The organism is Methanoregula sp. UBA64 (assembly GCF_002502735.1).
Lineage (GTDB): Archaea > Halobacteriota > Methanomicrobia > Methanomicrobiales > Methanospirillaceae > Methanoregula.
Window position 1 is genome coordinate 270329 of the sequence record NZ_DAQC01000001.1, and the last position, 17057, is coordinate 287385.

Consider the following 17057-nt stretch of genomic DNA (forward strand, 5'->3'; position numbering starts at 1 on the left):
CCTCCATCGAATTTCCTGTAAGGGATCTGCATGGGCCCGTTATTCTGCCGGTGGCAGGAACGGACGTGTGCACGGTAAAGTGCACTACGGGTATATGCCCTCTCTGCATGCAGGATGCAGGATGAAAAACATCAGAAAAGGATCGTTGCGTGGAAGGATTGCAAGACTTCGCATCGAAGTCCTTGTTCGACACACGGTTCATGATGTTCAACTCCCTATACCGGAACCCCGCCATCGCGCCTGGCGGCATTCCCCATTCTCCCTTCAGGCGATCGGTCGAATGTACTATATGTTAAAGGAAGAGTGCACTATTAAGTGTTTCGCCGGAGTTATGATGTAAATCTGAAAAGAGGCGTGTTTTACCAGATGGGAAAAATGTTTTCCGGGATATGGCATGACACGGCCGTATTTCCCGGAAATGTGTATGGGTTTATTGTTTTATTCTGTGTTTAACCGACCCATTCAAGGACGCCGCCGCCGCTGGTCTGGTCCCGGGGGGCAACTTTCCTTGCCTGGGGCATCTCGACCTGCTTGGGGCTGGATCTCTTGGCGTCGATCTCCTGGACCATAGTCTTGTAGGACTGGCGGGTCCCGAGGATCTGGGCGCTCTTGACACCGGTCATGATGGCCAGGACACGGATCTTACCTTCCATGTCGGGCCGGACACGGGCTCCCCAGATGACATCTGCGTGGGGGTCGAGTTCGTACGTGAGCGAGGTGGCGACCTCTTCTGCATCCTGCAGGGTAAGGTCGGTACCGCCGGTGATGTGGATTAAGGACCCGGTTGCGCCGCGATAGTCGATATCGAGCATCGGGTTGCTTAAGCACTCGCGGACAACACTCTCTGCCTTGTTCTGCTGCTTGCTTTCCCCGACGAGCATGGATGCGACACCGCCCTTGGACATGATCGCCCGGACATCGGCATAGTCGATGTTGATGAGCGAGGGCTCGGTGATGGTCTCGGAGATGCCCTTGACCGTCTCACCAATGAGCTGGTCCATGACGGAGAATGCCTGGCCCAGCGGGAGGTTCGGAACGAAGTTCTTGAGTCGGTTGTTATCGAGAACGATAACCGAGTCTGCGGATGCCGCAAGGGCCTCAAGTCCTTCCTCTGCACGGATCAGGCGGGCCTTTTCTACCTGGAATGGGTAGCTGACCATGCCGACCACGATTGCGCCCTGCTCTTTTGCAACCTGGGCAACAACCGGGGCGGAACCGGTACCGGTACCCCCTCCCATACCTGCTGTGATGAATACAAGGTCTGCGGATTCCAGCAGTGCCTCGAGTGTCGGGCGTGCCATCTCGGCAGCGCGCTTACCGACATCGGGGTAACCGCCGGCACCAAGCCCGCGGGTTAAGGATTTCCCGATAAGTACGCGCTTGTCGGCCTGGATCATGTCCAGGTGCTGCTTATCAGTGTTGATGGCAATCGTCTCGGCACCGGATACACCCATATGGTGAATACGGTTGACCGTGTTGTTACCGCCGCCACCGCAGCCGATAATTACAATCCGTGGGTTTCCCAGGAAATCGTCTTCCGGTGCATCGGATCCGGACTTTTTCACTTCCATCTCAAGTTCGGAATTTTTTAGTGCATCGTTGATAATGCTCTGCATTTCTACCCTCTCATACCTTGAATGAAACCTGGTCATTTTCTTTTAAGACACGGCCCGCTCGTTTTTCTACAAGGTCACGGACCGCTGCACGGACAGCTTCTGAAATGTTGGGATACTCGCCAGCGTCCACCATCTGTTGGAGGAGGCTGATCTGCTGTTCGGGTAACCGGAGCGTGATTCGTTGCATCATTGTATCTCCATTTCTGACACTTGTCTGCTTTTTGTCATACATGTGTCAGACAAGGGGAACATTTGTGTCTGACTTAACCAGATAAACCAAAATGAATCGCAAAGGTATATAAATTTTCTTATTTGATTTTCAATGCCGTCTCCAAACGCATTTAAGACCGCCCGGCAAAGTATTTTGAAAAATACGGACGTTCCGATGGTTGTTGATGATCCCCGACCCGTTGTGCATGGCGGAACCGGTAAGAAAAAACGGGAAAAAACCGGCAAATCCCTGCTGGATTTCAGCGCGAGCCTCAATCCCCTCCTCCCTGAAGTCACGTGGGAGTGTCCGGCAGAGAACCTTGCCTCTTACCCGGATAACGATTATACGCTGCTTAAGGAGTGTATCGCGAAAACATTCCGTCGGGATACCGACGAGATTTGCGTGGGGAACGGCTCCATCGAACTGATCCGTGTCTTCTGTGCAGTTACACTGTCCAAAGGGTCGAAATACCATACGGAAATGCCTACCTTCGGCGAGTATGCGCTCTCCGCCCGACTTGCCGGAGCATCCGCCACACCGTCGGTGTCCGGCGCAGCGGTCTCGTTTATCTGTAACCCCAACAACCCGACCGGCATCCTCCGTACCCGCGCTGAAATGATCGCCCGTCTTGAGGAAGTATCTTCTTCGAGGAACCTCCTATTCGTCGATGAGGCATTTATCGATCTGGCCGATCCGGGTGCGAGCCTTTATACCGAACGTGACCCATTCCTCTTTGTCCTTGGATCCCTCACGAAGAGTTTTGCCGTACCCGGCCTCCGGTTCGGGTATGGTTTCGGGGACCCGGATCTCATTGCCCGGATCGAGACCGCACGCCCCCCCTGGAGCGTGAATGCCTATGCCGAGGCTTTTGCCCTTGCTGCCTTCCCCCATATCGGTGAGCTGGAAGCATCCCGTGCCTATATTGAAAAGGAGCGGAAATACCTGGAGCAGGAATTCAAAGAGATCGGCCTGTGGTACCATCCCTCGGCTGCAAACTACCTGCTTGCCGACTGTGCCTGCCCGGCCAGGGAACTGGCAGAACTTTTAGAAACCCGACACGGGATCCTGGTACGGGACTGCACCTCGTTTGGCCTCCCCACGAGTATCCGGGTCGCAGTGCGGACCCATGACGAGAACAAACTGCTGGTAGAGGCTTTATCTGCATGTATGCCCTGATCATGGCCGGGGGCACCGGCAGTCGCCTGAATCGCGGGGAAAAACCCCTTGTTTTAATCAACAACCGTCCCCTGCTCTCGTATATAACGGACGCTTTTTCTGGTGCCGGTTGTAATCTCCTCGTTGCAACATCCCGGAAAACGCCGATGACCCGGAACTGGTGCCGGGCGCAGGGTATCGAATCATGCCAGACCTGCGGGGTCGATTATATCCATGACATGATAGAAGCCGTAGAGGTACTGGGTGAAAGACACCCGTTGTTTGTATGTGTTTCCGACATCCCCTGCATCGACCCGGAGATTATTACTGCTGTCCGGGAGGCTTATGTCTCCTCCTGCCGCGAGGCCTGCTCGGTCTGGGTACCTTCTGAAGTAGTCCGGTCCTGTCGCGGCGGCCTGAACTACCGGGAGACAATCGATACCGTCGAAGCCTGCCCGACCGGGCTCAATATCCTTCTCGGAAGCCGGATTGCAGAGACCCAGGACGAATTCCGGCTCGTGCTTGCCGATCCCCGGGTTGGTATCAACGTGAATACGGAAGCGGACCTCCATGCGGCAGAACAGTTCCTTTTATCCAAAGCCCGGATCTCATCATAAAACCCATTAATTGCATATCCCCTGTTGAATCGTGCAGGTTTTACGAACGGGCAACTGGGCTCAAATCATGCCTGTATGACAAAATAACGGCTCCAGCGTTCGAATTTAATACGAATGCATATTAAGGTTCCAAGACTAAGTGTATTATATTATGGTGGAGTCGCAGGAGATCGAGCTGCAGGGTCATATCATCGACTCTGGCATCATGACCCAGCTTTTTGACCGGGTCATGGACATGGGCGGGAATTTCGAGATCCTTGTCTTTGACGTGGGCAAAAAGAAGACCGATCCGAGTTACGCCCGCTTAAAGATCGTAGCGCAGGACAAGGAAAAACTGCGCTCGATCCTGTCAGAACTCCACCGCCTCGGGGCCCGGCTCCCCCCGGTCAAATCCGTCCATTACGTACCTGCGGTCGGGGACAAGAATGCCCCCAAGGACTTCTACACCACCACCAACCACCCGACCCAGGTACGGCTTGAGGACGAGTGGGTTACCGTCGATGGGATCGAGATGGACTTTTTAATCGTCGTGGATCCCTCAAAGAAGAAGGCACGATGCATGCCCCTCGGGAAGATCAAAAAAGGCGATCTGGTGGTTGTCGGGGAAGAAGGAGTCCTCGTAAACTACCCTGCCCGGCCCCGCACGAGCAGTACGTTCGAGTTCATGCACGGCACGGTTTCATCGGAACGCCCCAGCGAGACCCTGATCGCCCAGATTGCAAAAGAGATCATCGAGGTCCATAAATCGGGCGGTAAGATCATCCTTGTCGGCGGCCCTGCGATCATCCATACCGGGGCAGATAAAGCCGTAGCGGGTCTCATTAAAAAAGGCTATATCAATGTCCTGTTTGCCGGGAACGCACTCGCCACCCACGATGTCGAGTGCAACCTCTACGGGACATCGCTCGGCATGGATATCAAGACGGGAAAACCCGTTATGGGCGGCCACCGCCACCATCTCTATGCCATCAGCGAGATCATGCGGGCCGGGTCGTTACAGAACGCGGTGGATAAGGGAGTCCTCAACGGGGGAATTATGTACGAATGCATAAAGAATAATGTCCCCTTCGTCCTTGCCGGCTCGATCCGGGACGACGGCCCTCTTCCCGATGTGATCCAGGACACGATGGAAGCGCAGGACGCAATGCGCTGTCATATCCCCGGCTGCAAGATGGTCCTGATGGTAGCAACCCTCCTGCACTCCATTGCGGTCGGCAACTGTTTGCCTTCGAGCGTGAAGACCGTCTGTGTCGATATCAACCCTGCATCGGTCACCAAGCTCATGGACCGGGGCACGACCCAGGCCATCGGGATAGTCTCCGATGCCGGCACCTTCTTCCCGCTCCTTGCCGAACAGATTGAAAAGCAGAGTGCCGGGAAAAAATAAGGTTTCTTTCCGGCTCCTCACGACTCTAAAAATACGAATCCTTTTTAGTATCTTTACCGGGTGAGTGGCATGCAGTACGGCCGCTCGTTTTCAAGCACGTACTCCCATTCGTTCTTGCAGGAGCAGTCCATGTCAAGAAGCGCCCCGACAAGGTCGCGGTCGGCGGAGAGGGAATAGTCCCGGATGCCTTTTGTGATCTCGTAATCGCAGGTACCGCAGTTATGCGGCCCCCGGTTCTGGCCGCCTCCCAGGGGATCGCAGGTCATGTGGAACGGGGCATCTTTTAAAAGCGTGAGCACGCTCCAGAGGTACGGCGGGCGGTATGCCCCCTGTTTCCAATAGAGTTCGAGTTCGGTCCTCCTCTGGACCGTGCAGGGGTTCATCGAGACCAGGTCCGCAAGACCGGAGAGCCCGTCAAACGATGTTTTCATATCCGCTATTGCCTCGGCTTCGGTAAGGAAAAGCGGTTTAAAGAGGAGGTATGCCTTCATCCCCGCACCTGCCTGCCGGGCACGGGACGCGGCCTCCTTATAATCCGCAAACAAGAAACCCTTGTTGATGCTTTTTTCGCGGATGGCATCGCTCGTGGTCTCAAGGCCCACCGCACAGTAGAGTGGGGTTTTGTAGGTACCGTCATCGAGACTTGTAATAAATCCCTCCAGGTTCTCTGCGGTGATATACTCCGGCCGGCTCTCCGCGATAACGATCTTTCCCCGGAATGTCTTTGCCACCTCGTCGCGGAAGTCCGGTGGGACCTCCGTGGGATCGAAGAAACTTCCCGAAGTAAAGAGTTTTACCATGGTAAATTTGGTAAGATCGTACTCGTTTTTCACCCAGGCAAGCTGGGCACGGAGGTGGGCAGCAAGCTCGCTGCATGACGCAGCTTTGTACCGCTCGTGCCGGTAGCTGCACATGCGGCACCGGGCCCACGAACACCCCCCGGATTCAAGGATGATCGTGAGGCACTCGACCGGGTTTCCCGCGTACCGCTCTTTCCCCCCCCAGCTGGCAAGTGGTTTTCTGGTAATTTCAGAAATCATTAACAGCCTCATAGTTGATCTTATAGATAGATGAAGAAGATCGTCCTGCTGGCCCTTGGGCTCTGTCTCCTTGTCTCCGGAGTCCCGGCATATCAGGTCTTTATCTCCGCGCCCGAGACCCTGACCATCGGCATGCCTCTTGTGGTCAACGGCACGACTACCTTTGGGATAGGGACGCCCATCGATGTAGTGCTCTACCAGCAGGTGACGACCAGTACCGAGGTCAAGCGCAAGATCGCGTATGTCCAGGCGGATAATACGTTCCGGGTGATCTTCGATACCACGTACCTGCCCACAGGTACCTACAAAGTTGAAGTCCCGACGGTCGGAACCGGCGATTCGGTCAATATGCGGCAGGTCCGGCTTATCGACCGGTCCGATGAGATCCTCCTGTCCTCCCAGACAACCCAGGTCCTTTCCCGCAAACTGTCCGTTACCGGGAAGATAACCGGCGATATCAATAGTGGCGTTCAGGTAACGGTCATCGGGCCGGATAACGGGGTGATCTTCGGTCCGTCATATGTAACTACAGATAATCTCGGGGGCTTTTCGGTCGAGGTCCCGGTCAGCCAGACCGGTGATTATGAAATGACCTTCACGGATTCTCACGGGTATATCGGCTCACGGGTCATCACGATCATCAGCGGAAAAGATACGCTTGTCCCGGTGACTTCCGTAACGGGATCTGCCATCATGTCAGCCCGGACAAAGGCATCCCGGGATAACCCGGCTTATTTTATCGTCCGGCCGCTCAATAACGGCACGGTCACGGTGACAACTTCGTCTTCGGTGGACTGGGTTGTCGAATATGCGGATGCGAACGGGGTTCTCCACACGGTGAACGATCAGGGGGAGGTCAATGCGGAGGAGATTACGATCGACAGTCCACAGGGCCCCCTTTACTTCAAGATATATCCCTATAAGTATTCAGTGAGCACAATGGTCTCTCTCAATGCAGCCAATGTTGAATCGGTAGCACTCAGTCCCACTGTCCCCGAGGTATTCCGGCCGGTTCCTGAAGAGAATGTGCCTGGCACGGGGCCGGCAGAGCCCCCGGAAAAGACGCCCCCGCAAAAATCACCGCTCGGACCGATCGTTGCAGTCTGCGCTGCCGGGTCTGCCATGGCGGTCTTCTGCCTGCGCCGCTCCTGATACAACGTCTTGCAGGTGCGTTTTTTTAAGAAGCGTCAGGAGATCCCGTACGGTAAAGAAGGATTTTTTATAGTTCGCTGTCAAAAGAGTAAAAACACATTAGGGCCGGGGTAGTCTAGTCCGGTAAGGCGGTGGCCTTGAAAGCCACTGGTGCCCTGCACCTCAAGAGTTCAAATCTCTTCCCCGGCGTTTTAGGAACAGTTTTTTGTTTTTTTTAAGAAATTTTGCAGAACTATTATTCTGGTTTTTTGTTTTCAGTGAGCCCTTCATCGGAACTGCCTGCCCTGCATCCGTCATGGATCTTTTTTTAAGGTATTTTTCGGCAGGTCCGGGACATGGGAACCTGCTCCTCCCGGCATTGTAATGTATCCTTCTCTGTGAACCTATGTCGTGACCCGGCTCTGCCGGCCACGTGCGATATCATTGTTTTTAAGTGGATGAAACGCCTAGATCTCTGTTACCTGATACGAGTGTGAATTATCGATGTGCGTTGCAGTTCCGGCGGAAGTCCTTGAGATCAAAGAGGGAAATATCGGGGTTGTGGACTATGGCGACCTCAAACAGGAGGTCCGGCTCGATCTCGTGGATGTCAAGGTAGGGGAGTTTGTCCTCGTGCATGTAGGCTTTGCCATCCAGCGGCTCTCCCGTGAGGAGGGGCTCGAGACCCGCGAGATCTTCAAACAGGTCTACGCTGCACTGGAGGAGTGATGCACGAGTACAGCATTGCGTACGACCTGTATGCAACGGCGAGAAAAGCTGCACTTGACAACCAGGCGACAAAGGTAAAGAAAATCCGCGTTGATATCGGGAAGATGGCGATGGTCAATCCCGATCAGGTGATCTTTTTGTTTGATACGATAAAGGAGGACGATCCGCTGTTTGCCACGGCAGAACTGGCCTGTACCGAGATCGAGCCTGAGACCCGGTGCCCGTGCGGGTATGCCGGAAACGAGATCTATGTCTGTCCGAAATGCGGGGCGCTCCCCGAAGTGGTCCGGGGCCGGGAGATTGTCGTAACCAACGTGGAGATCGAGGTGGCAGATTAACATGAAAGTCAACATGATGCATGGTGCCGGCGGGGAAGTGATGGGCGAACTGTTACAGACGCTCACAAAGTTTACCCACAACAATGCCGGAGGTATCGGTCTTGAATCCCTTGACGACGGGGCAGTGATCCCGATCAACGGGACAAATATCGTCTTTACTACAGACTCCCACGTGGTGCGCCCTCTCTTTTTCCCGGGCGGGGATATCGGGAGGATCTCAGTGAGCGGGACTGCAAACGATCTTACCATGATGGGCGGAAAACCGATCGCACTCTCCTGCGGTATGATCATCGAGGAGGGTTTCGATGTCGCGGATCTTGAAAAGATCGTCCGTTCGATGGACGAAGCCCTCGGAGAGGCAGGGGCGTGTATGGTCACAGGGGACACAAAGGTCGTCGAGAAAGGCTCCCTTGACGGGATCGCGATCAATACGGCAGGGATCGGCGTTGCAAAGAAGGTTGTGCGGGATAATGGCCTCAAAGACGGCGATGTGATCATTGTCTCGGGAACGCTTGGCGACCACGGGATTGCGATTATGGCCCACCGCGAGGGGTTCGATCTCGGGGAGCAGATCCATTCGGATGTGGCACCGCTCTGGGGTATGATGGAAAAAGTACTCGATGCGGGGACCATCCATGCGATGAAGGACCCGACCCGGGGAGGCTTTGCAAGTGCCATCAACGAGATGGCCAAAAAGAGTCATGTTCAGGTCAGGATTGGGGAGGAGCTCATCCCGGTACGAAAGAGCGTGAAGAGTGCGGCCGGGATGCTCGGTATCGACCCGCTCGAAGTGGCAAACGAGGGAAAAGTGGTCATGGGCGTGCCAAAAGAGGATGCAGAGGCGATCCTTGCGGCCCTGCATGCGCATAAGTACGGGAAGGATGCTGCGATCATCGGGAAGGTCGTGAAGGGCACCCACGTGATCATGGAGACGGCGATTGGCGGCGAGCGGTTCATCGAGCCGCCGATGGGCGACCCGGTGCCCCGGGTCTGCTAGAGCTTTTTTTTATCTTTTTTTGCTATCGGCCGGTCCGGCCGTTCATCCCGGCAGAGGGGGGTTGGGGGTCACAGGCCGGTTTTTTTTAGAAATCTTCAGCACGCAAATCGAACTTTTTTCTAAAACATCAGCGATCGATCCGCTCTTTTTTTACGATCGACAGCTCGCGATGTGATCATTTTTTGAAAACCTCAGCAACAGGATCGAACATTTTTTGTAATCTTCACCAACCGATCCGCTCTTTTTTTGAAAACCTCAGCCCGGGACCTGAACTTTTTTTGTAAAGCTCAGCACCCTCGCCGGACTTTTTTGGTGGATGGATGCCTGATCCGGCACAGTCCCGTCGGAGGATTTGATGATTATTCGTGGGTTGGACCTTATTGGGGGAGGGGGTGGTGCCGGTCTTTTCTGAGAACTATCAGCAAACGATCCGACCTTTTTTTGTAATTGCCAGATCCCGCCCCGCCCTTTTTTTAAAAACCTCACCAACCGATCTGAAGATTTTTTGAAAACCTCAGCTCGGGATCTGAACTTTTTTTAAAAAGCTCAGCAACCGATCCGCTGTTTTTTTGAAAAGTGCAGCATCGCGTTCGATCTTTTTTTTAAAACCTGCCGGCTCGTGACCGGACTTTTTCAGGAAACGTGCGGCTGGCTGTATCGTCCGGATCCCGTACGGGAGCATGAAAACGCGGGCTTTGCCCTCGTATCTCCATGAACGGGCAACGCCGCCGCCACCTATGGGGCGTCCCCGCTTTGGGTCCGATAAACCCTAGGCAAGAACTCCAAAATACCCAGACTGATAATTACTGACTGGATTCGTATAACTCAAATTGTTATAAAAAACCCAAAAGAAAAGTGCGAGGGATGGGATTCGAACCCAAGAACTCCTACGAGACTAGGCCCTCAACCTAGCGCCTTTGACCTGGCTTGGCTACCCTCGCCCGATACTATTGTGCCCATCTGCAACGCCGGACATTCCTGTCAGGCCCTGCGTCTGTGCCATAACAAAGAGGTTGTCTATCTAAAAGAATGTTATGGCATGATACGGGATTATCACGTCAGAGATCCTGTGGCATGGATGACATGGGCGCGGAAGGTTGTCGCGGTTCCGGTATGTCGGGTATCCGGATACTCCCGGGGGTCCGCAGTATCCCTGAAATGGGGTATTTACCGGAATTTTACGACGAAAGATCCGGTCTTTCCGGCCTGCACTCCCCGACCGTGTATGGTACCCTGATGGCAGGCAACAGGCATACATGTATATTTTCATACGTTTTACCCGGAGCATATATGTGGGCTGATATCATCCGCGAATTTGCCGATTCGCCGTCACAGAGCCGGGTAGTCAGGTTCCTGCTGGAAAACGGCTTCGGGGTAAATAACGAGGCGCGGATCTGCTGCAACGGTATCGAGATCCCCGCGACCGCAGTGGCAAAAGCGATCGGGTCCGACCGCCGCGTCGTGGACGCCACGGCAAAACGCATCCTCGAACGCCCCGCCCTGCGCGACATCTTCCTCAACATGCGGGCAACCCCGGACCTCAGCCGCGTTGCAGAGCCCCTGGGTCTTGCGGTCATCACCGTCCTCCCCCGGGATGCAAACGAGAAGGATATCATCGGGGCCGCGGTCAGCGTACTCTCAAAGCACTCGCTTTCGATCCGCCAGATCTTTGTCACCGACCCCCAGCTCTCGGAAGACCCGAAACTGGTCATCATCGTGCAAAGCCCGCTTCCCGCAGAGGTGGTAAGCGAGATCCGCGCCCTCCCGCAGGTGCGCCAGGTCATCATTTAAAAAAAGATCCCTTTTTTACTGCGCGAGCAGTTCCACTTCGTTTGCGAGCCGGTAGATCCGGTGCCGTGTCTTCCGGTTAAGGTGGATGGCCCACGCAATGCTCTCGTCAATGGTTTCCCGGGTTGTCCCGGCAAGCAGGTTATCCGCGTGGGTAACGATCTTCTCCTCGACTGTCTGCGGCATGCAGTCCCGGGGGAGCAGCCCAAGGAGCGTGCATTCATCAGCGGTAAGGCCCGCTCCCGTATGGCATTCCACGATCCGCACGAGCCGCTCGGGAAAACCCTTCTCCCGCAGGAGATCGGCACCGGCCTGTGCATGCCCGATCAAATGCGTCCGGCTCCTCCCGATATCGTGGAGGAGCGCACCCTGCATCACGAGATCAGGGTCTGCAAGGCTGCACCGTGCCACATATTCTTCTGCGCAGGCACAGACCGCCTTACAGTGGGCAATAACGTTCTTTGCGCACGCTGCCTCTTCGAGCAGCGCAAAACAGGCGTCGCGGCCGGGAGGTTCAGGCACGGCCGAGCGATTTCTTGATGGCATCGATACGCTCGCGGAGCGATTTTACCAGGAGATCGTTATCGAAGTGGCCCAGCGGCTCCTCGCAGTTCGGGCACTTGAAGTCCCCGCCTACGGCCAGGTTAAAGGTAAAGAGGTCGTGGCAGTTCTTGCAGATGTAAAAGTCGTTCTCTTCCTCGAACCGCGCACGGCGTTCGAGCTTGTCGAGCACCGTCTCCATGTCCTCGCGGATCGCATCGGGAACCCGGTCGATCCGGAGCTGCCAGAGGTAGGTAAGCCACCCGGTCTCGTTGTTCTTGATCCGGTGGTATTCGGCCAGGCGCTTCTCGTATAACGTATAGAGCGTGTGGCGCACCGAGTTGAGGTTGATTCCCGTGCTTGCCGCAAGGTCTTCGTCGCTGTGCTCGCCGTCTTTGGGGAACTTCTCCAAAAGGTCGAGACCTTCGTCACCGATCAGGCGGTGGATATAGGCACGCATTGCCGGGTCGTTAAGCACGTCTTCCACTGGATCCATCAGCCCATATATTGTCGGACAGTGCTAATATTCTTATCCAGCGCGCAGAGCGCTGCTTTCCGGGTTGCCCCGGTTCCTGCAATGCTCACCAGGGCCTGCCCTTCTTCAAAGAATGCGCCCGGCCAGGGGATGTCGGAGACAACCGGCGCGAGTTTTTTGAGGTCGGCACCGATCGTTATGTCCCGGTCGGCAAAGAGGATCCTGCGTGCCGCGTACTCGCCCGGTGCCGGGACGTCCGGAAGCCTTCCTGCACAGGCATCGACATGGTACTGGAAGAGGCTGCACCCGTATGCCATCTCCACGGTGTCGACCGTTCCCTGGAACCGGGGGTTGACCTCGATGACAGACGGCGTTTCGGATCCGGCAACGAAATCGATCCCGAGCGTTCCCACGCACCCGCTCGCTGCCGCGATCTTCTCCGCGATCGCCCGCATCTCCCCGGCCAGCGGGTGGTCGAAGGGAGTGACCGAACCCGAGAACCCGAACGCCGACTCGCCGCTTCCCCGGAGGATCTGCTCGTTTACGGCAATGGCCCGTGCGGCATGGCCGTCGGCAATGCAGCAGACACTCGCGGGGGTACCTTCTGCGATCTCCTGGCGGATGTAGGGGATCTCCGGGTACAGCGAGGCCCAGTCCTGCTCCTCTTTGGCGGAACGGAGGATGGCGTTCCTCCAGCCCCCGGCACCTTTGCGGGGTTTTCCCATCACGGGATAAGCGCCATCCTCTGCAATGCGGGGAACGGGAACGCCGATCTCCTCAAAGAACCGTTCCGTCTCAAGCTTGTCGAGGAACCGGGCCGCAGTCTCCCGGGGCGTGCCGCACTGGCGGACCGGGAACGCGATCTCTTCGGCTCCCGAGGTTGCAACCGCAAAATCGAACCGGTGCAGGCGGCACATACGGTCGATGGCCTCGGGGAGTTCTTCGAGTTCCTCGAACTTTAGCCGGTCCTCTGTACACCAGAACAGGTCCTGGTCGCAGAAATGGTCGACAGCACAGACCTCGTAACCGGCCCGGGCTGCTGACTGTGCCACATGGCGCGTGGCAAACCCTGCGACAAGGACCCTCCCCCTCACAACTCCTCCGTATGCTTGCCGGCCTTTGAGGGGACGATGCGGATCTTTGCCCCGGGGAATTCCCGCTTGAACTCATCACCTTCCGCAAGGTGGTCCAAAAAGAGCGCGAGACTTGAGATCTCAGAGTGGGGCTGGCCGGTCACTGCCACGTTAAAGTCCGCAAGGCCGTACATCTCGCCTGGCACTTTCTCTGCCCCGACCACGACAAGGAGCTTTTCGCACGGCCGGATCTCGCCGATAATGTCGGGCAGGTTAATCCCGTACATCGTAAGGTGGACGACCTTTCCCCCGGCTGCTTTCCAGTCCTTGATACAGGAACGCCACTTCACGTTGTTCTCGCAGAAGAATGTCCCGCCCCAGCGGTCGGCAACATCCTTAACACTCTCCGCAACGCCTTTGTCATCCGCAGCAAGGTACATTCCCGAAGCGCCGAGCGCCCGCCCGGTGAGCGCCACGTGCGTGGTCACCCGCTGGTCGCGCTCGGGCCGGTGACCGATCCGAAGTATTGCAATCTCTTTTTCTGTCATGGCTGTTTCCGTGCCCTGATAACGCCGTTTTCTATCGTGTAAGGAAGGGACGGGTCGTACTTTGTCTGGCAGGCGACAAGTGCTTCCCCAATCGAGAGGACCCGGACCGTTCCTTTCTGGCGTACGATAAGGAGGTAGCGTTCGAGCCGGGCAAGCGATGCATCGACAACTGCTGCGTCCAGCCCGCACTTTTTTTGGATCTCCTCAGGGGTGATCGGTTTGTCCTGCGGAAGAAGGTGGTAGATCAGCCAGTCGGCGTCCTCATCTTTCACCTGTACTCATTCCCGTTCGTCCCGATTATACTTTATTGCCGGTGACAAAAACAGCCAGTTAACCCATCTCCAAGCGGTTTTTGTAGTTGCCCGCCAAATACGTTCTATGGATAGCGAACCCTCCGGCCCTTCATTTTCCGAACTGGTCCGGATCGCCGACTGCCTGCTTGATGAGAGCGGCGAGGACGATGACGCGCTCATGCGCCGGCTCGAAGAACTTCCCGCCCCGGTGCGGGACGACCTCTTTACCTCCGATCTCCTGAACGCATGGCAGGTCTTCTATTACTTTTACCGGATCGAACCGGACGAACTCGTGCGGGAGCGCCTCGAACTCGAACCGGCCTCCTCGCTTCCCGCGGGAGTAATCATCGACGAGATCGATCTCCTGGAGCGCGTGTTCCGAATCGCAAAGAACCGTCCCGAGATCCTGGTGACCGACGGGAAAGAGACGCTGAAAACCTTTACCGGGGCAAGTGCTGTCACCGACAGCGAGGCGTATATCGAGTCTACCCTATAACCGGTCACCGGCAGTAATTTTTTGTTTGTCCACCCGTGCCGGGACAACCCGGGGGACTTCACCCCACGTAATGACATCGGGACCGAGGATTGCGTACACGCCCCGGACGGTTGCCGGGTCAAGGGAGGCAAGTACTTCCCGGTTATCGGTCCGCAGATCGTTGCAGATTCTCGTTGCCCATGCGTCTGCCCGGACCGGGTCGTTGGCAAAGATCGTGACCGCGTCGGCGACCCCGAACGAGACCGAGGGGCCGACCGTGGCAGACGAGGTGCAGACCCCGAAGATATGGTCTTTTTTCGGGACAACAAAGGCAATTTTGTCCGAGAGGGGCGCAGCCCCTGCGTGCACGCCCACCCGTACGGGCCGGTCGCTCACAAGCGCAATATCCCCCCCGTTGTCGATAACCCCGAACGCCGCACCGGCCCCGGCCATTGCTTCAATTCCGGCTGCGGCAACCGCGCCGGCAACCGCGGCCATGGGGCCCACCCCGGCTTCTGCCGAAGCCTCTGCCATGTGCAGGATCAGCGGCTCGTCGGTATCCGGTTCATAGGGGAAGAACGTGCTCGCAAAAAAAGGATCGCGGGCAATGTAGCCTTCGAGCACCTGCCGGGCCGCGATCATACCGGCCTTTGCTGCCTCGATGTGGGCAGGTTCGTCTGCGAGGATCGCCGCAAAGGTCTCGCGGAACCGGAACGGCTCGCGGATCATACGGGGAGCGTGAGCGCCTTGTGCGGGCAGGCAGGGATGCACTTGCCGCAGAGCACGCACTTGTCCTCGGCAACTACCAGCCGGTAGTCCGCATCGAACGAGAAGACCTCGCGGGGGCAGACCGAGATGCATGCCCCGCAGTCAACGCATTCGCTCTGGTCGACACTGATCCCGTGTTCGAGCTGGCGGACCGTTGCGCCGAGCCGGGTCATCGTGCTCCGGATCAGCTTGCACTGGTCGTCGGGGACTTCGATGAGCGCCTCGCCTTCGGAGGAGTCGATCACGGCCCGCTCGACATTGATCAGCACGCCCGTGTCTTTTACTGCCTGCGCGATGATGGGTGCGGTACCTTTCTTTTTCGAGAAGTTCACCAGGAGCCTCATTTCAGCCACCTCCCGCCAAAGAGTTTCCCGAGATTGATTGCGGTAAGCATCCCGATCACGTGCCGGTCTTTGTCAACCACCGGCAGCGCGCTGATGTTGTTCTGTTCGAGCTTGCGGACCGCGATATCGACTGCCTCTTCGGTCGTGGTAGTCACCACTTTCTTCTTCATGATGTCCTTTACGGTCACGGCCTTGCCCGGGTTTGCAACGGCTTTTGAGATATCGAACGTGGTCACGATCCCCGAGAGTTTCCCGTCATCCGCAATCACCGGCAGGTGGTTGGTCTCCCCTTTGAGGAGTTTCTGCGCCGCTGCCCGGATCTCCTCGGACTCGCCCACGGAAACGAACTGCCGGTCCATGATATCGAGGACTCTCGGCCCCTTCTTTCTCTCGTGCATGGGATGGACTTTTTTCGTGGGATCGATGGGCCGGGTGGGCAGGGCGAGCTGGAGTCTGCCCTTCTCGATCCAGCCCTTGAGTTCGGCTGCCACCTGACGAGCCTTGCGGAAGCTTGAGAGGGATGAAGTCCTGACCTGTTCGCCGTTTATCTCGATTGCGCCCGAGCGCAGCTCTGCGTAATTCACGCTCCGGATCACCGGCCTGCTGCGGCTCGGGACACCATAGTCCACCAGGTCCACCGAGATGTCCTCATCGCGGACTGCTGTTGCCCGTACCACGTCGAGGTCGACGACCGGCAGGGGCACGCCAAGGCCCACGTACATCGTGACACCGTAACCGGTCATGGTCGCAGCCCGGAGGTAGTCAGGCGACATCTCTTTTAGGTTACCTTTGACCATCAGCGTTGCAAAGCCGCCGCCCGGCGAGTGCTGTGTCCCTTCGCCGACTACCATACCTTCGGCACCGCACAAAAAGATCGGGACGCCGCTCCCGATGAACCGGAGTTTCGGGTCGTTGGTGACCGGGTTTAAGAGCCCTGCCCCCGAGTAGGTGACGTTTCCGGAGTCCGGCAGGAGCGTTCCCATATAGGTGTGCAGGAGCCGGTCCGTGGTGTTGATTGCCGCGTTGTAGCGCTGGTAGGCGTTGCGCGGATTGCACATGATCGCCTGGTTTAAGTCTTCAAGCAGGAGTTCGGTGGTGATCGTCCGCCGCGGGTAACAGTCCGTGCCGCGCGAAGTGGCGCGAAGTTCCACGGATTTTCCCGAGACAAGGTCTTCGAGCACGTGCGCCCCGCCGTACTGGTCTTCGAGCGTGTCGGACTGCTGCGTGGCCCCGATGTACGTGTCGACCGCGGCAAGTCCCCCGTAGGCCTCGACATCGTTGAGCCAGATCCGCTCCATCCGGATCGGCGGTTCTGAGTGCCCGAAGTTCAAAAATGCCCCCGAGGAACACATTGCGCCGAAGGTCCCGGTAGTAACGACATCGACCTCTTTGAGCGCCCCCTCCTCACCCAGTTCGCTCACGATCGCGGGCATCTCCTCTGCGGTGACGACGCGGGCACTGCCGTCACGGATCCGCTCGTTGATCGTTTCGATGGACTTGTGCATGACTGAAAATGTCGTTTTATGAATATT

20 protein-coding genes and 2 tRNA genes are annotated in these 17057 nt (G+C 56.7%); 10 read left to right on the forward strand and 12 right to left on the reverse strand.

Annotated features, from left to right (window positions below; translation table 11 throughout):
- Positions 1 to 449: 449 nt before the first annotated feature.
- On the reverse strand, positions 450 to 1616 hold the full coding sequence (ftsZ, locus tag BP758_RS01270) for a cell division protein FtsZ (protein WP_292367936.1): 1167 nt from the start codon (positions 1614 to 1616) through the stop codon (positions 450 to 452).
- Positions 1617 to 1626: 10 nt separating this feature from the next.
- On the reverse strand, positions 1627 to 1806 hold the full coding sequence (locus BP758_RS01275) for a ribbon-helix-helix domain-containing protein (RefSeq protein WP_292367938.1): 180 nt from the start codon (positions 1804 to 1806) through the stop codon (positions 1627 to 1629).
- A 195-nt stretch (positions 1807 to 2001) separates the two neighbouring features.
- Here BP758_RS01275 and BP758_RS01280 point away from each other — a divergent pair, with 195 nt between their 5' ends.
- From BP758_RS01280 to BP758_RS01290, 3 genes are all read left to right on the forward strand, one after another.
- Positions 2002 to 3003, forward strand: coding sequence for a pyridoxal phosphate-dependent aminotransferase (locus BP758_RS01280; protein WP_292367939.1), 1002 nt, complete (start codon positions 2002 to 2004; stop codon positions 3001 to 3003).
- Positions 2991 to 3599 (forward strand): NTP transferase domain-containing protein, encoded by a 609-nt coding sequence (locus BP758_RS01285; RefSeq protein ID WP_292367941.1) that lies wholly within the window; start codon positions 2991 to 2993, stop codon positions 3597 to 3599. The genes BP758_RS01280 and BP758_RS01285 overlap by 13 nt, the downstream gene beginning before the upstream one ends.
- A gap of 151 nt (positions 3600 to 3750) precedes the next feature.
- A complete protein-coding gene (locus BP758_RS01290) occupies positions 3751 to 4986 on the forward strand; it encodes a TIGR00300 family protein (protein WP_292367943.1) in 1236 nt (411 codons plus the stop codon).
- Positions 4987 to 5039: 53 nt separating this feature from the next.
- Here BP758_RS01290 and BP758_RS01295 read toward each other — a convergent pair whose 3' ends face one another.
- Positions 5040 to 6026, reverse strand: coding sequence for an archaeosine biosynthesis radical SAM protein RaSEA (locus tag BP758_RS01295; RefSeq protein WP_292367945.1), 987 nt, complete (start codon positions 6024 to 6026; stop codon positions 5040 to 5042).
- A gap of 30 nt (positions 6027 to 6056) precedes the next feature.
- Between BP758_RS01295 and BP758_RS01300 the strand changes: the two genes are divergently transcribed.
- The 5 genes from BP758_RS01300 (at position 6057) to hypE (ending at position 9221) form a co-directional block, all read left to right on the forward strand.
- Positions 6057 to 7178 (forward strand): hypothetical protein, encoded by a 1122-nt coding sequence (locus tag BP758_RS01300; RefSeq protein WP_292367947.1) that lies wholly within the window; start codon positions 6057 to 6059, stop codon positions 7176 to 7178.
- Positions 7179 to 7282: 104 nt separating this feature from the next.
- Positions 7283 to 7367, forward strand: a tRNA-Ser gene (locus tag BP758_RS01305).
- A gap of 294 nt (positions 7368 to 7661) precedes the next feature.
- Complete coding sequence (locus BP758_RS01310) at positions 7662 to 7886, forward strand: HypC/HybG/HupF family hydrogenase formation chaperone (protein WP_292367948.1); 225 nt, start codon at positions 7662 to 7664, stop codon at positions 7884 to 7886.
- Positions 7886 to 8224, forward strand: a complete 339-nt coding sequence (locus tag BP758_RS01315) for a hydrogenase maturation nickel metallochaperone HypA (protein WP_292367950.1) — start codon at positions 7886 to 7888, stop codon at positions 8222 to 8224. Before BP758_RS01310 ends, BP758_RS01315 begins: the two co-directional genes overlap by 1 nt.
- A gap of 1 nt (position 8225) precedes the next feature.
- Positions 8226 to 9221, forward strand: coding sequence for a hydrogenase expression/formation protein HypE (gene hypE, locus BP758_RS01320; RefSeq protein WP_292367952.1), 996 nt, complete (start codon positions 8226 to 8228; stop codon positions 9219 to 9221).
- Positions 9222 to 10077: 856 nt separating this feature from the next.
- Here the strand turns inward: hypE and BP758_RS01325 are convergent.
- A tRNA-Leu gene (locus BP758_RS01325) sits at positions 10078 to 10162 on the reverse strand.
- A gap of 349 nt (positions 10163 to 10511) precedes the next feature.
- Between BP758_RS01325 and BP758_RS01330 the strand changes: the two genes are divergently transcribed.
- Positions 10512 to 11012: a regulator of amino acid metabolism, contains ACT domain protein gene (locus BP758_RS01330; RefSeq protein ID WP_292367954.1), complete on the forward strand. Its 501-nt coding sequence runs from the start codon at positions 10512 to 10514 to the stop codon at positions 11010 to 11012.
- Positions 11013 to 11027: 15 nt separating this feature from the next.
- Here BP758_RS01330 and BP758_RS01335 read toward each other — a convergent pair whose 3' ends face one another.
- The 5 genes from BP758_RS01335 to BP758_RS01355 are packed head-to-tail and all read right to left on the reverse strand — an operon-like array spanning position 11028 to position 13917.
- Positions 11028 to 11531 carry an HDIG domain-containing metalloprotein gene (locus BP758_RS01335; RefSeq protein WP_292367956.1) on the reverse strand — a complete coding sequence of 168 codons (504 nt, stop codon included), beginning with the start codon at positions 11529 to 11531 and terminating at the stop codon, positions 11028 to 11030.
- Positions 11524 to 12045: a transcription factor gene (locus BP758_RS01340; protein ID WP_292367957.1), complete on the reverse strand. Its 522-nt coding sequence runs from the start codon at positions 12043 to 12045 to the stop codon at positions 11524 to 11526. The genes BP758_RS01335 and BP758_RS01340 overlap by 8 nt, the downstream gene beginning before the upstream one ends.
- Positions 12045 to 13118, reverse strand: coding sequence for an ATP-grasp domain-containing protein (locus BP758_RS01345; protein WP_292367959.1), 1074 nt, complete (start codon positions 13116 to 13118; stop codon positions 12045 to 12047). The genes BP758_RS01340 and BP758_RS01345 overlap by 1 nt, the downstream gene beginning before the upstream one ends.
- On the reverse strand, positions 13115 to 13645 hold the full coding sequence (locus BP758_RS01350) for a tRNA (cytidine(56)-2'-O)-methyltransferase (protein WP_292367961.1): 531 nt from the start codon (positions 13643 to 13645) through the stop codon (positions 13115 to 13117). The genes BP758_RS01345 and BP758_RS01350 overlap by 4 nt, the downstream gene beginning before the upstream one ends.
- Positions 13642 to 13917 carry a MarR family transcriptional regulator gene (locus BP758_RS01355; RefSeq protein WP_292367963.1) on the reverse strand — a complete coding sequence of 92 codons (276 nt, stop codon included), beginning with the start codon at positions 13915 to 13917 and terminating at the stop codon, positions 13642 to 13644. The genes BP758_RS01350 and BP758_RS01355 overlap by 4 nt, the downstream gene beginning before the upstream one ends.
- Positions 13918 to 14023: 106 nt before the next feature.
- Between BP758_RS01355 and BP758_RS01360 the strand changes: the two genes are divergently transcribed.
- Positions 14024 to 14434, forward strand: coding sequence for a hypothetical protein (locus BP758_RS01360; RefSeq protein ID WP_292367965.1), 411 nt, complete (start codon positions 14024 to 14026; stop codon positions 14432 to 14434).
- On the opposite strand, the gene BP758_RS01365 is transcribed toward BP758_RS01360, so the two are convergent.
- From BP758_RS01365 to BP758_RS01375, 3 genes are read right to left on the reverse strand one after another with little or no spacing between them, the layout of a single operon-like run.
- Positions 14429 to 15142 carry a UPF0280 family protein gene (locus tag BP758_RS01365; RefSeq protein ID WP_349680491.1) on the reverse strand — a complete coding sequence of 238 codons (714 nt, stop codon included), beginning with the start codon at positions 15140 to 15142 and terminating at the stop codon, positions 14429 to 14431. The two genes, BP758_RS01360 and BP758_RS01365, sit on opposite strands and share 6 nt — an antisense overlap.
- Positions 15139 to 15525, reverse strand: a complete 387-nt coding sequence (locus BP758_RS01370; RefSeq protein ID WP_292367969.1) for a 4Fe-4S binding protein — start codon at positions 15523 to 15525, stop codon at positions 15139 to 15141. The genes BP758_RS01365 and BP758_RS01370 overlap by 4 nt, the downstream gene beginning before the upstream one ends.
- Positions 15522 to 17030 carry a homocysteine biosynthesis protein gene (locus BP758_RS01375; protein ID WP_292367971.1) on the reverse strand — a complete coding sequence of 503 codons (1509 nt, stop codon included), beginning with the start codon at positions 17028 to 17030 and terminating at the stop codon, positions 15522 to 15524. Before BP758_RS01375 ends, BP758_RS01370 begins: the two co-directional genes overlap by 4 nt.
- Positions 17031 to 17057: the final 27 nt, after the last annotated feature.

What these genes read in the sequence shown, in the direction of transcription:
- BP758_RS01375 (WP_292367971.1), bottom strand. Translation starts at nt 17,030, where the DNA reads ATGCACAAGTCCATCGAAACGATCAACGAGCGGATCCGTGACGGCAGT.
- BP758_RS01365 (WP_349680491.1), bottom strand. Translation starts at nt 15,142, where the DNA reads ATGATCCGCGAGCCGTTCCGGTTCCGCGAGACCTTTGCGGCGATCCTC.
- hypE (WP_292367952.1), top strand. Translation starts at nt 8,226, where the DNA reads ATGAAAGTCAACATGATGCATGGTGCCGGCGGGGAAGTGATGGGCGAA.
- BP758_RS01285 (WP_292367941.1), top strand. Translation starts at nt 2,991, where the DNA reads ATGTATGCCCTGATCATGGCCGGGGGCACCGGCAGTCGCCTGAATCGC.
- ftsZ (WP_292367936.1), bottom strand. Translation starts at nt 1,616, where the DNA reads ATGCAGAGCATTATCAACGATGCACTAAAAAATTCCGAACTTGAGATG.
- BP758_RS01300 (WP_292367947.1), top strand. Translation starts at nt 6,057, where the DNA reads ATGAAGAAGATCGTCCTGCTGGCCCTTGGGCTCTGTCTCCTTGTCTCC.
- BP758_RS01315 (WP_292367950.1), top strand. Translation starts at nt 7,886, where the DNA reads ATGCACGAGTACAGCATTGCGTACGACCTGTATGCAACGGCGAGAAAA.
- BP758_RS01280 (WP_292367939.1), top strand. Translation starts at nt 2,002, where the DNA reads ATGGTTGTTGATGATCCCCGACCCGTTGTGCATGGCGGAACCGGTAAG.
- BP758_RS01310 (WP_292367948.1), top strand. Translation starts at nt 7,662, where the DNA reads ATGTGCGTTGCAGTTCCGGCGGAAGTCCTTGAGATCAAAGAGGGAAAT.
- BP758_RS01370 (WP_292367969.1), bottom strand. Translation starts at nt 15,525, where the DNA reads ATGAGGCTCCTGGTGAACTTCTCGAAAAAGAAAGGTACCGCACCCATC.
- BP758_RS01340 (WP_292367957.1), bottom strand. Translation starts at nt 12,045, where the DNA reads ATGGATCCAGTGGAAGACGTGCTTAACGACCCGGCAATGCGTGCCTAT.
- BP758_RS01290 (WP_292367943.1), top strand. Translation starts at nt 3,751, where the DNA reads ATGGTGGAGTCGCAGGAGATCGAGCTGCAGGGTCATATCATCGACTCT.
- BP758_RS01275 (WP_292367938.1), bottom strand. Translation starts at nt 1,806, where the DNA reads ATGATGCAACGAATCACGCTCCGGTTACCCGAACAGCAGATCAGCCTC.
- BP758_RS01295 (WP_292367945.1), bottom strand. Translation starts at nt 6,026, where the DNA reads ATGATTTCTGAAATTACCAGAAAACCACTTGCCAGCTGGGGGGGGAAA.
- BP758_RS01360 (WP_292367965.1), top strand. Translation starts at nt 14,024, where the DNA reads ATGGATAGCGAACCCTCCGGCCCTTCATTTTCCGAACTGGTCCGGATC.
- BP758_RS01330 (WP_292367954.1), top strand. Translation starts at nt 10,512, where the DNA reads ATGTGGGCTGATATCATCCGCGAATTTGCCGATTCGCCGTCACAGAGC.
- BP758_RS01350 (WP_292367961.1), bottom strand. Translation starts at nt 13,645, where the DNA reads ATGACAGAAAAAGAGATTGCAATACTTCGGATCGGTCACCGGCCCGAG.